Here is a 12334-nt window from a genome sequence, read left to right on the forward strand (position 1 = left end):
AAACTGTATGGTAAACTTGTTTGTAAATGAAAGGAAGTGATACTGTGTCAAATACAGAAATGCTGTCTGAACCTGTTGCCCGTCTGCAGGGAGTTACCAAGAAAATAGGCTCTAAGACGCTGGTGAGCAATTTAACGCTGGATATCCCACCGGGTCAAATATTCGGGTTTTTGGGACCAAACGGAGCAGGGAAGACGACAACAATACGAATGATGGTGGGATTAATTTCCATTAGCAGTGGGGATGTCCTGATTAGTGGTCATAGTATTAAAAATAATTATAAAGAGGCTATTGCAAGTGTTGGGGCTATTGTAGAAAATCCTGAAATGTACAAGTTTCTGTCCGGGTATCAGAATCTTAGACAATTTGCACGGATGGTACCGGGAGTCAGTAAGCAACGGATTGATGAGGTTGTGGAGCTGGTTGGGCTTGGTCAAAGAATTCATGACAAAGTGAAGACTTATTCCCTAGGTATGCGTCAAAGACTTGGAGTAGCTCAGGCGCTACTAAACCGACCAAAGCTACTGGTTCTAGATGAGCCAACCAATGGGCTTGATCCACAAGGCATACGTGAGCTTCGTGACTATCTGCGCCTACTCTGTCGTGAAGAAGGAACAACCGTATTTGTCTCCAGCCATTTACTTTCCGAAATGGAGCTCATGTGTGACAGTGTAGCCATTATTCAGAATGGGCAACTGCTTGAGGTAAAACAGCTAAAAGAGGTAGGCAATGTTACAATGCCTATCGGAGAAACCTTGTTTGAGGTTGACGATGCCGAAGCTGCACTTGCTCTCATTGGACAAGGAACTTTAAAGAGCGGTGGGCTTGTAGTTGAGGCGGCACGTGAAGAAATTGCTGAGTTTAATGCCAGACTAGTGGCTGGTGGGATTAAAGTGTACAGTATCAAATCACTTGCCCGTACGCTAGAGGATCAATTCTTAGAGGTTACAGGAGGTGAAGGAATTGAGTAATTTTACAGCGTTGATACATAATGAGAATATCAAGATATATAGTCGTGCTCGCACATGGATTATGCTGATTATTCTAGCAGTGTTTAGTGCGTTTCTTCCAGCTCTTATGTATTTCACAACGGATAACCCTGCATCACGCTTAGGCGTTTGGGACAGTTTCCAAATGATAGTGAGTGTTGTATTCTTCCTGAATACGATCTTCGTTGTTGTTATAGCCGCTGACTCCGTAGCGGGCGAATTTACCTGGGGAACCATCAAAATGCTGCTGATTCGCCCGTGGAGCCGTTCCCAGATCTTGCTCTCGAAATACATTAGCATTGTGTTGTTTAGCTTGCTTTGTACTGCAGTATTGATTGTTTTTGGTTTAGCTTCATCGTTTATTTTCGCCTCACCAACTGGAGACACACTGTCTTCGATTACAGCTTGGAGTCCTGCTGAGTATTCCTTTATAGATCTCCTATGCCGCTATGTCACTCTTTTCTTGACGGTTACGCTTGCTTTTATGATCTCTTCCGTATTCCGTGCAAGTGGATTGGCGATAGGGTTATCTATGTTTATCATGTTTGCCCAAGGTATTTTCGCTGCTTTGCTTAATCCGGATGTGTTCGAATGGGCCAGATATTTAATTTTCACTCATATGGATCTAAGGGTCTACATGGGATCTGATATTGGTCCAGGTGGTGCTACACTAGGCTTCTCCATTGCTGTGCTGGCAGTGTATTATGTTATATTCTTAGCAGTTTCCTGGTTTGTCTTCCGTAAACGGGACGTTGCTGGTTAAAAATAGGATTAACCGGCTTCAAGCGTTTCTTCTGCTTTGGAGGAACGTTTTGCTGTCTTGTCCTTTTTCGTATTACTTTTGAGCTCACCTGCTTGTTCAGAGGTGGGCTGTTCTTGCATGGCGATGGACCCATTAAGCAGGCTGCCTTCCATAATACTGAGTGCTCCTGCAGAAATATTACCGTGCAGCTCGCCAGTACCGGTCATAATGAGCCTACGGTCTGCGGTAACATCTCCATATACTTTACCAGCGATAACGATCTCTTCTGCTCTAATACTGGAGCGCACCGTGCCTTCCTCACCTACAGTGACAACACCACTGCATATAATTTCTCCGCTAAAGGTACCTTCAATCCTCAGGTTCGTATCGCAATGTACTTTACCCTCGAGCGTACCCCCATGCCCAATCAGAGAGTCAGTAGACTTGATAGTGGCACGCTGCTGCCGCTTATTCCACATGTATAAATTCCTCCTATTTCATATATTTTTACATTAACGTTTAGGGTTTAACATAATCCAATGGATCCACAGTTTTATTCTGCTTCACTACCTGGAAATGAAGATGAGGTCCTGTGCTTCGACCAGTGTTTCCAAGCAAGCCGATCTTCTGCCCCTTATTAACCTTGTCTCCCGCAGATACATTCATTGCCTGCAGATGCATATACCAGGTTTCAAGCCCGTTCGAATGCTTGATCACGACATACTTGCCTCTCGCACCCATCTGCTCGGAGGTAACGACCTCCCCGTCTAAGGCGGCATATACAGGATCGCCTAAGTTCCCAGCAATATCGACACCTGAATGGAACGCGGATAAGCCTTTGAAAGGATCTGTTCGGTAGCCGAAGCTTGAGGAGATGACCCTAGAATCGGTAGGCCAGAGTACCGCTGCATTTAGTCTGGCTTTTTCAGCTTGAGCTTTTTTTGCCTGTTGATTTGCTTGAACGTTATTCGCATGCTCCGCCAGAGTGATAGTTTGAGTAATACTTTCGACCATTTCATCGAGCATACCGTGGATCTCTTCGAAATCGTCTTTTGTTTCCTCCACTAGATTCAGCGATTCGTTCTGATAAGACGCGATATATTCTCCGCCTACCTGTGATGTGATTGTAGCTTTAAAAGATGTCTCATTTGGGATTGGCACAGCGTTACGGCTCGATAAGCCTAAGGTTGAGTTTGAAGCGGTTGATCCCGTTTTTGATTCTTTTGTTTCAGCGGCGGAGCCTTTGCTTTTGTTAATCAAAGACTGCAACTCCTGTTCCAGCGCATTTACACTCTTCAGCTTGTCTTTAATATTATCTGCCTCTTCTGATAGCTCGCTGACTTGAGTACGAAGCTGCATTAGATCCTTATCCTTGTCAGCGACCTTCATTTCCATGCGGAGATTGGTTAGTGATAGTGCGGCTGCCTCAGCTTCCAGTTGTGAGATCGACTGCGAGGCATGGAAATGCATAGAGGTGACCAGACTGGAGAGGGACAGGGCTGCTGCTGCCGGCAGGGCGAACGCAAGTGGCTTGGAGATCTGGAGTTGTTTGACTGGGCGTCCGGCATCCCTTACGACGAGCAGCGTAATCCGGTTATGATCTGGCTGACTCTTCATGGCTTCTCCTTTCTGCGGCATATGGCAGCCGCCTTACGATACACGAAGCTAACGACCTTACTTGCATTAGGCTCATCCCGAATTGTCTTACTACTCTATGTATTCCATATCTTTCAGGAACATGACAACGGTTTGTTTGAATAAAGAAAGAGAGTTACGGCAAAACCAGTAATAGAATCGTCGCAGCGAGTCTATTGGTAACTGTTTTATTAATGAAGGGGGTAGGGAATTGAAGATTTTTGCGATAATTCTAAGTCTTTTTATTATTCAGGTCGCAGTAATTGTATTTATGGAGTTTCGTCGCCCGCAAAGGGCTTTGGCGTGGTTGTTCATTTCATTCTGTTGTCCGCCGCTGGGTCTGGCATTCTATTATTTTCTGGGCCGTGATTATAGACAGAATCGAAAATTAAACAAAAGATGTACTACACTATTTCGTGAAATTCGTTCGCATGTCTCTGGCAATATTAAGGTAGTAAAGGATGTTACTGAGAGTGGGAACGCTCAGTTTGAGAATAATAAGGGTCTATTGGGTTTGCTTTCTAAGATCGCAGAAGGACCAATTACTGGTCATAACAAGAGCAGGGTATTATCATCTGCGAGAGAAGCGTATGATGCTATGCTGGAAGCTATGGAAGAAGCGAAAGAACATATACATATGGAATTTTATATTTATCGTGATGATGAGATCGGTGAGCAATTTCAAGATGTTATGATTCGGAAGGCGCGACAGGGCGTTAAGGTACGCTTGCTTTGTGATGGTCTGGGCAGTCATAAATTAAGTCGTAGGTTTATTCGAACGATGAGAAATGCTGGGGTGGAGTTCCACTTTTTTTTACCTCCGATTAGTTCTCTGTTAGACCGTCGTTTTAATTTCCGTAATCATCGGAAGATCCTGGTGGTAGATGGCCTCGTTGGCTTCACGGGTGGAATGAATATAGGGGATGATTATTTGGGGAAGGATCTCAAAATGGGATACTGGCGTGATACCCATCTGCGTCTCGAAGGAGACTCAGTATATTATATTCAGTATGTCTTCTTAAAGGATTGGAGATTGGCCTCTGGCGAAAGCACAAGCCATCCGCGTCTGTTCCCAAAACATAATTGTGAGTCACAAGAAGCCGTGCAGATTGTAGGGAGTGGTCCGGATGCTGCAATGGACGCCTCTCAAGAGATGTATTTTGCCGCCTTATGTGCAGCTAAACAGCGGATTTGGATTACTTCACCGTATTTTATTCCTGATCCTGCCATCTGCCGGGCCTTGAAAAGTGCAGTACTTCGTGGAGTGGATGTAAGAATTATCATTCCTGCGAAGCCTGATAATGTGCTTGTCTATCATGCTTCTTTGTCTTATTTAGAAAATTTACAAGACGCTGGAGTGAAATTCTACCGCTATACTAAAGGATTTATGCATGCCAAAATCATGATTATCGATAATCTGCTCGCTACAGTGGGGAGTGCAAATCTGGATATGCGCAGCTTTTATTCTAACTTTGAATTGACTGCTGTGCTGCTACATCCTGATGCCATATCCCCTCTAGTCACAGGGTTTGAGAAGGATCAAAAGCACAGTGAATTTATTGATCCTGTAAAGTTTAAGGAGAGAGGGAGAATTGTCAAACTCGGTGAAGGGCTGTGTCAGTTGTTATCTCCGCTATTATGAGCGGAAAGAGGACTAAATCTGAATTTTTCGAAGGATATAACGTGTTCCATTCATTATTAGGGCTTATTTTGTGATATAATAATTGTATAAGAAGAAATGTAAGAAAGTATAGATTATAATTATACTTCCGAATGTTTCAACACTATACTGTTAAATTGTAGGGGGAGTTCTATGAATGTGAGTCCACAAATGATTGCCAAAGAGGAAAAGAACAAGCTGCAGAAGACCGGAACACATAAAATGGCTAAGTTCGCGCAGCGAATGATCATGTTATCCATTGGGGCAGCAATGATGGCTGTTGCACTTGAGATATTCCTCGTACCGAATCAAATGATTGATGGTGGGATTACCGGTATCTCCATTATTTTATCACATCTATTCGACATTCCTCTGGGGATTTTATTGACGCTGTTAAACCTTCCGTTCTTGTTAATCGGTTATAAGCAAATCGGTAAGACCTTTGCCTTATCTACCTTATATGCAATTGTGCTTATGTCTATTGGTACTTCAATGTTGCATCATGTGAATGCTTTTACGGTTGAGCCAATGCTTGCTGCCGTTTTTGGGGGGATCATTCTTGGTGTAGGTGTAGGGCTAGTTGTACGTTTTGGCGGATCTCTAGATGGTACAGAAATTGTTGCGATTCTAGTAGCCAAGAAGCTTCCCTTCTCTGTAGGTGAAGTTGTTATGTTCTTCAACCTGTTCATCTTATCCGGAGCTGGATTTGTGTTCGGTTGGAATAATGCGATGTTCTCACTAATTGCTTATTACATTGCATTCAAGGTAATTGACATTACACTTGAGGGTCTGGATCAGTCGAAATCGGTATGGATTATTAGTGATAAATTCCGTGATATCGGTGAAGCCTTGACGGAACGTCTTGGACGTGGTGTTACTTATTTAGATGGAGAAGGCGGATTTTCCGGGGAGAATAAGAAAGTGATCTTCGTGGTTATTACCCGTTTGGAAGAAGCTAAGCTTAAATCCATTGTTGAGGATTGGGATACTGGTGCATTCATCGCAATAGGTAACATTCATGATGTTAAAGGTGGCCGTTTCAAGAAGAAAGCAATTCATTAGCTTACCATCCTAAAAGGACGCCGCAGGCGTTTTAGCTTGGCACTTTAGTACTATTAACTGAAAGAAGGTATTTTTACGAATAATGGAGCAATAAATACGGTGAACAAGACTCGATATGCCGTATTCTTATACAATATACCTTCTGTCCTTGAGTGGGACGCCTGATAAGCCCGTAGCATGAAATGATGCTGCGGGCTTATTGCTGTTTTTGGGCTCATTATTCGTGGCATTCCATCCCTATGGAAGCTTAGCAATGAGTTGTTTGACGGGCTGCGGTGGCACTTTTTCCAAAAGATCTCCCATCTGTTGCAGGCGTTCCTCAATATTGAGCAGATGAAAATCAGTAGGAGATACGTTTTGCTGAACCTCTTTCCAGAGCAATGGTGTGGATACTGTAGCAAGCGGCCTGGCACGTGGTGTGTAAGGTGCAGCTAATGTTTTGCCACTGTAATGCTGGAGGTAGTCAAAATAGATTTTATCTCCCCGATTCTTCTTCAGACGCTCCAAGGTGAATAAATCGGGGTGCTTTTCAGTGACATAACGACCCACAAAGTGTCCGATTTTTCGCAATCCATCAAAAGTAACGCCAGTCTCGATAGGAACGATGATCTGCACCCCGGTAGCCCCGGAGGTTTTGGGCACAGAGGATAAACCAAGGGAGGTTAGGACCGTCCCTACGATTGCAGTTGCTTCCATGATACGGGGCTCGACCTCACGCGACGGATCTAGATCAATCATCCATTCACAAGGCAGCTCGCTACCTACATAATGCAAAGAAGGATGAAACTCCAAAGCAGCCAGATTACCCAGCCAGATCAGCTCAGGTAAACCTTGCAGCTTGATATAGTTAATATTCTCGTGAACAGCGGTCTGGACAAAGGCTGGAAGAGGATCAGGTGCATTTTTCTGATAAAAGGACATTCCAGAGATACCATGCGGATAACGTATTACGGTTAGCAGCCGATCTCGACAATAACGCAGCAGGTAGGGAGAGAGGGCGGCGAGCTTTTCCAGATAGATCCGCTTCGTAATCCCGCAATTCGGCCATAGCAGCTTCTCTGGGTTGGTGATGGTTATCTCTTGGCCGTCTACAGTAATTGTGCCTTTGATGGCTGCTGGCATCCTGAACCTCCTCTCTGTTATAGGAATGAGGGTATTATGTGCCAGTCTGTTCCTTTTCATGAAAAAAATATTTCCAAAGTGTCCCTTTTGGATGATCATAAGAGTTATAAGGTTATACGGTTATGTGAAAGGGGAGTTTGCTGATTTTGGACGGGATCGAACACACCGTCGTTCGGGTACAGGCAGGCGAGGTAGAGTCCTATGCCCTTATCGTCGAAGCTTTTCAAAAGCCGATTTACCGCTATTGCTGCCGGCTGCTTGGGAGCCGTACGGAAGCGGAGGATGCGGTACAGGATATTCTAGTGAAGGCATATCAGCATATAGGCACATATCGCCCTTTCGCGAGCTTTTCTTCCTGGCTATATAAAATTGCCTATCATCATTGCCTCAGTCTGATCCGCAAACGCCAAAGACATTTGAAGATTATGGCGCTTTTTCAACCGGATCCGCCTGCAGAAAGCCCGGAACAGTTGATGGACCGTTACATATTTAACGAGCATCTGACTTTTGCCCTCGCGAAGCTGAAGACAGAGGAGCGAAACTTGTTAGTGCTGCGAATTTTTGAGGAACAGAGCTTCCCGGAAATTGCGGAGATCCTCGATAAGAATACTGATGCTGTGAAGAAGAAATACAGGCGTACGATTACGAAGCTTGGCAAAATGATGAATGCTCAGAAAGGGGGGACGGAATGGTGGGGCAACGAAGCTGTGTTGAAGAGAAAATGATAAAGAAAATGGACGCATTGGGGAACTGCGACGAACTAGATGTAAAAGCAGTAGTTATGAAGCGGGTAAGGGCGATTCATGAACAACAGAAAACGATGGACGGAGAAATGGCGAATCTCAGAGACGAGCTGGAGTCATTCTCAGAGCCGAGAGATCCTGTTATGCAGAAGCAAGAGAAGACAATCCCGCATCCATCTAAATTTAGAAAGAGACTTCTCTCAGGAGTCTCCGCAGCTATATTGCTGGGGATGATCGGGTTTGGTGCCCTTCAGCTGTCTGGCCTTGGAAGTTTAACGGAACTTGATAGCCAGTCTGCAATTGATATCACCAAGCCTTCGGATGGAGCTATTACGCTAGTGAACAGCGGAGGGAAGGCTATTGTACAGACGGTGCACTATAATACCCCTATTCCTTCGACCTCTCCTGCGATAGAGAAGTATCTGAGTTTATTAGCGACTTATAAAGAGCAGGTGCTTGCTCACTTGAATGCTGGAGAAATGGCTGCTTATTATGTGAATGATACTGAGTTTACTAAGTTGGCCAAAGGTTTAGGCTATGGAAATCAATTGCAGTTCGCTTTCAGTTCTCCGGTGTATTCTAAATATCAAGATTTCGTAAAAGAATTAAAAGGGACTGGCGATTTCTGGCCCGAGCTGCCTTCCATACTCGCTAATGGTTATGAATTTGAGTATGCCACTTTTAAAGCCGCTCCTCCTTACTGGCCGATAGACAAGGAATATAAAGAAATGCTTGAACAATTTCAAAAAAAAGCAAAGGTCGATAAAACAGGCCAAAAGCTGTTTATGGAGAAGATCGCTGTGAATGCCATAGAGAGCGCTGAGGTTTCCTACCATAAGGAGGATCAAACAATTGAACTATCCTTAAGTCAGAGCGCCTATATGGGTGGTATAACGCAAGTGTCTATCTTGGAAGGGCAGACTGCTGAAAAATGGTCACTGACAAACACCAGCAAAGAGGCGGTTTTTATCGCGGCGGGTACTGAAAAAGGGTCGAAAGGTTGGTCTTCCCAGAATCGTTTGTATTGGTATGATGAATCCAGCCAGACGATTCGTAGTCTAAATGATGGATTGAATAACAGTTTAACCCGTGAACAATGGCAAGTGATTGCCAATAGTTTTATTCGCTAGCTACTGTTGTTCTATCCGTACAATATGAGAAGCTGTCTCAAAAGTAGTGAAATCTACTTGGGAGGCAGCTTTTTTTATGGAATAGGAAAAGTAATGGATTTTACTGTGCCATGTGACGATATGCCACGCGTAGTGTTCTATGCTTCTGGTTGGGGCGGTGGGCGATGTGCTATGTGTGATTTATGTGCTTTAAACTAATTAGGGAAAAACTCCCTAAAAATAACCGATATTCGCTCTAAATGAACGAAATCAGGGAATTCCTCCCTAATATTCATAGGAATTTCTTTATTCGTTGCCGAATAGGCCAAATTTCAGGGAAGTTTTCCCTAATTATAAGTCCGATGAACAGAAATCTCTGAATTTTAGGGAGAAATTCCCCAATTACTCTATAGGTGCTTCACATATTGCATCACTTGGCGCGTCACTTGTAATGTTAAGAACAAAAAAAGAGGCTGTCCCAAAAGCCATGATGGTTGCTTGGGGCGGCCTCTTTTTTTGTAAGAAAATGTCCCTTTTTCTCATGCTGGAGTGTTATAGAAGTGTAGTTGAAAACAGGGTGAGCTTACATTCACCCTTTTAGAAGGAGAGGATGTTAGAAATTGAAGCTCAATAATGAACTCAAAAAAACACTGATCGCGCTCTCGGCAGCAACCTTGTTAGGAACAGGAGTAGTTGTAAGTGGGGTTGCGCCTGGCTTGTTTCTTTCGGTCGCAGCTGCCTCTGGGCAGCAGACTGCAGTACCAACCGATCAGAAGCTCCAGAAGGAACTGCAGGCCCTGGTAGCGGGATTGAAGGAAGGGACGTACTTGGCCTACTACGTACGTGACAAAGTCTCTAACCCTCAGGATACGATCAGCTTCTCTGGCAAAGGATTTGTTTTTAAAGACTACAAATCCTTTGCTGCTAAATTCAAAGCGTTGAAGGGTCCAGCTACACCACAGCCTGGAAATCTTCCTAAGGGCTTTGCTCTGGCGACAGCCATCATTTATCCACCGTCTGTAGCAAACGATTCAGAGCTGTATTTACAATTAGAGCAGGAACTAAAGGCAGCAGCGGCGGCAGGTGATCCCAACAAACAGTTGTTTAGCAAGATCATCAGCTGGAGCCAGACGAACTTGTCTATGCAGCTGTATGCCAAAGGAAAAGCCAATTTTAGCATTGTAACTGGAGTGCCGCCCGCCAAACTTCCCGAAGGAGCGGTGCCTTTTGTACGAGCTTCGGAAACTAAGAAAGAACTGACGGTCAACGGTAGGAAAGTAATTCTTACAACCGATTCGGCTAAAGAAGCAAGTTTCAACACTAAGCTAGTGTGGCTGGATAAATCAGGCGCAATACAATATACCCTTTCAGACAATCGGGTCAGTAAGCTGACGACAAATGAAATGTTGGCTGTAGCTAAAAGCATGATCAAATAACCAAGGGTTAAGGGAGGATATTATAATGATGATTAAAAAAAGTGCGGCCATCACGGCTTTGAGCCTGATAGTGTTAATGAGTGCGGTAAGTGGAACAGCAGGCGCAGTGCCTGCGGGGAGCAATAATAAAAGCAAAGGTACGGTTCCGGTTGAGCAGAAATCACCACAGGTATCGCCAACGATTAAGGATTTGATTGCCAAAGAATATGCTGTTCCCCTACAAGCGGGAGAAATTAAGGCACTCTATGTTAATGACAAAAAATCTAATCCAGAGGAAGATTTGAGTGTAAGCTATATGCCATACAGATTCAGCTCTATAAACGAAGCAGCACAGAAGCTATCTTCATTAACTGGGAATTCACTCCTGATACCCGCTGCTCTACCAGACGAATATAAGTTGCAGGATGTCGTTTTAAATCCAGTGCTTCCGAAGTTTTTCAGTACAGAGTATAAAACCCTCAGAGATCAGGTTAAAGCTAAAGCACAAGCTGCTGGTAAAAAAGTGATCTCACAAAGCTTAAAGTGGAGCGATACAGAAACTTCTATCACTTATCTGCGAAATGGGGAGAGATTGAATCTAAAATCAGCTCCAGCATATACGCTTCCGGAAGGGGTTACTTTAGCGCAGCTGCCTGGTGACCAGGATGAAAATTTGACCATCAACGGGGTTGAGGCGGTTTACACGGTGTTTGGTCCTCATCACGGAGATCTTAAAGTCCAGCTGGTATGGTCCAGTGCGGATGGAAGTATTGATTATACGCTTACGAATACGAAAAATACTGCGCAGACAAAAGCAGAGCTGGAGACCATTGTAACGAGTCTTACAGCGCAATAAGAAACGTCCTCTCGATAAATTCGGGAGGACGTTTTTTTGGAAAGAGTTTATCCTTTTTGCTCCATAGTACATGATTCGGGAGGAAGATCTACCCTAGCTTGAGTAACCGGCTGACGAAGAGTGCCTGAGGTATTCCATTCCAAAAAATGAACTTTGAAGACAAGCTTCGGTTTTATCCAAAAAGCACCCTTCCCTCGCTGGGGATCAGCTGTAAAGGGCATTTGATCTATTTTTAAATGCTGTACCTCTGCAGTTAAGTCGCGTTTATCCTGTACAGTCAATTTTCCTGGCCCGGCATGTCCGATATAATGCAAATTCCCTTTATCATCATACAGCCCAAGAAGTAACGCATTGACGATGCCGTCTCGGAACGTTACACCCCCGGCTACTGCCGTAAGATCAGAAATGATTTTGCGTTTCTGCCAGCGTTTATCTTTTCCACCGGGAGCATAAGTACTGTTGATATCCTTGCAGACGATTCCCTCTAAGCTCTGAATCTGAGCGGCGGCGAATAATTCTGTGGGATCGGTATAACTGGGTACGGCCTGTACGTGGGGATGCGGCAGCAGAATATCGTTTAGCAGCTGCTGCCGTGAGAATAAAGGCTGATCCATCGTCGATTGGCCATTATAAAACAGAATATCAAAAATCATATAAATGACAGGAACCTGATACCTAACGACGGAAATGGTGGAGCCATTCTTTAAGCTATCCCTCCGCATAACTTCGTGAAATGAGGGCTTGCCGTCCCCCAGTGCAATGATCTCACCATCAAGAATAACGGAGTCAGCTTTACAGTAAGCAGATACATCAGTAAGTTCTGGATATTGCGCTGTACGGTAATTTCCACGTCTGTTAATAAGCTGAGTAGTGCTTCCGTCGTAATAGGACAACATGCGAACGCCATCCCATTTAATCTGTGCGATCCACTGGTTGCCTGCTGGAAGCTGTCCAGCCAGTATGGGTTCAAAAGGAATAATAGGCTGAAGCTTCATCACCAG

At 44.3% G+C, this 12334-nt stretch carries 12 protein-coding genes; 8 read left to right on the forward strand and 4 right to left on the reverse strand.

Going from position 1 to position 12334, the window contains the following annotated elements:
• Positions 1-59: 59 nt before the first annotated feature.
• Together MHI27_RS05055 and MHI27_RS05060 are read left to right on the forward strand one after the other, a co-directional pair.
• Positions 60-971 carry an ABC transporter ATP-binding protein gene (locus MHI27_RS05055; RefSeq protein WP_339804174.1) on the forward strand — a complete coding sequence of 304 codons (912 nt, stop codon included), beginning with the start codon at positions 60-62 and terminating at the stop codon, positions 969-971.
• Positions 964-1752: an ABC transporter permease gene (locus MHI27_RS05060; RefSeq protein WP_042185240.1), complete on the forward strand. Its 789-nt coding sequence runs from the start codon at positions 964-966 to the stop codon at positions 1750-1752. The genes MHI27_RS05055 and MHI27_RS05060 overlap by 8 nt, the downstream gene beginning before the upstream one ends.
• Before the next feature lie 8 nt (positions 1753-1760).
• Here MHI27_RS05060 and MHI27_RS05065 read toward each other — a convergent pair whose 3' ends face one another.
• Both MHI27_RS05065 and MHI27_RS05070 read right to left on the reverse strand, forming a co-directional pair.
• Entirely contained in the window at positions 1761-2210 is a 450-nt protein-coding gene (locus tag MHI27_RS05065) for a polymer-forming cytoskeletal protein (protein WP_042185241.1), read from the reverse strand.
• 40 nt (positions 2211-2250) lie between these two features.
• Positions 2251-3369: a peptidoglycan DD-metalloendopeptidase family protein gene (locus tag MHI27_RS05070; protein ID WP_256721598.1), complete on the reverse strand. Its 1119-nt coding sequence runs from the start codon at positions 3367-3369 to the stop codon at positions 2251-2253.
• Between the two features lie 208 nt (positions 3370-3577).
• On the opposite strand from MHI27_RS05070, the gene cls reads away from it, so the two are divergent.
• Both cls and MHI27_RS05080 read left to right on the forward strand, forming a co-directional pair.
• On the forward strand, positions 3578-5008 hold the full coding sequence (gene cls / locus MHI27_RS05075; protein WP_339800823.1) for a cardiolipin synthase: 1431 nt from the start codon (positions 3578-3580) through the stop codon (positions 5006-5008).
• A gap of 240 nt (positions 5009-5248) precedes the next feature.
• On the forward strand, positions 5249-6088 hold the full coding sequence (locus tag MHI27_RS05080; RefSeq protein WP_231573468.1) for a YitT family protein: 840 nt from the start codon (positions 5249-5251) through the stop codon (positions 6086-6088).
• 237 nt (positions 6089-6325) lie between these two features.
• Here MHI27_RS05080 and ligD read toward each other — a convergent pair whose 3' ends face one another.
• On the reverse strand, positions 6326-7210 hold the full coding sequence (ligD, locus tag MHI27_RS05085) for a non-homologous end-joining DNA ligase (protein WP_341061238.1): 885 nt from the start codon (positions 7208-7210) through the stop codon (positions 6326-6328).
• A 146-nt stretch (positions 7211-7356) separates the two neighbouring features.
• Here ligD and MHI27_RS05090 point away from each other — a divergent pair, with 146 nt between their 5' ends.
• The 4 genes from MHI27_RS05090 (at position 7357) to MHI27_RS05105 (ending at position 11333) form a co-directional block, all read left to right on the forward strand.
• Positions 7357-7935, forward strand: coding sequence for an RNA polymerase sigma factor (locus MHI27_RS05090; RefSeq protein WP_405175745.1), 579 nt, complete (start codon positions 7357-7359; stop codon positions 7933-7935).
• Positions 7899-9083 carry a hypothetical protein gene (locus tag MHI27_RS05095; protein ID WP_405175746.1) on the forward strand — a complete coding sequence of 395 codons (1185 nt, stop codon included), beginning with the start codon at positions 7899-7901 and terminating at the stop codon, positions 9081-9083. Before MHI27_RS05090 ends, MHI27_RS05095 begins: the two co-directional genes overlap by 37 nt.
• 599 nt (positions 9084-9682) lie before the next feature.
• On the forward strand, positions 9683-10498 hold the full coding sequence (locus tag MHI27_RS05100; RefSeq protein ID WP_405175747.1) for a hypothetical protein: 816 nt from the start codon (positions 9683-9685) through the stop codon (positions 10496-10498).
• 25 nt (positions 10499-10523) lie between these two features.
• The gene (locus tag MHI27_RS05105; protein ID WP_405175748.1) at positions 10524-11333 is read left to right on the forward strand and encodes a hypothetical protein; all 810 of its coding nucleotides are present in this window, start codon (positions 10524-10526) and stop codon (positions 11331-11333) included.
• Between the two features lie 47 nt (positions 11334-11380).
• On the opposite strand, the gene MHI27_RS05110 is transcribed toward MHI27_RS05105, so the two are convergent.
• A complete protein-coding gene (locus tag MHI27_RS05110; protein ID WP_341061244.1) occupies positions 11381-12328 on the reverse strand; it encodes a DNA ligase in 948 nt (315 codons plus the stop codon).
• Positions 12329-12334 lie beyond the last annotated feature (6 nt).

Source organism: Paenibacillus sp. FSL H8-0261 (assembly GCF_045040645.1).
Classification (GTDB): domain Bacteria; phylum Bacillota; class Bacilli; order Paenibacillales; family Paenibacillaceae; genus Paenibacillus_AQ.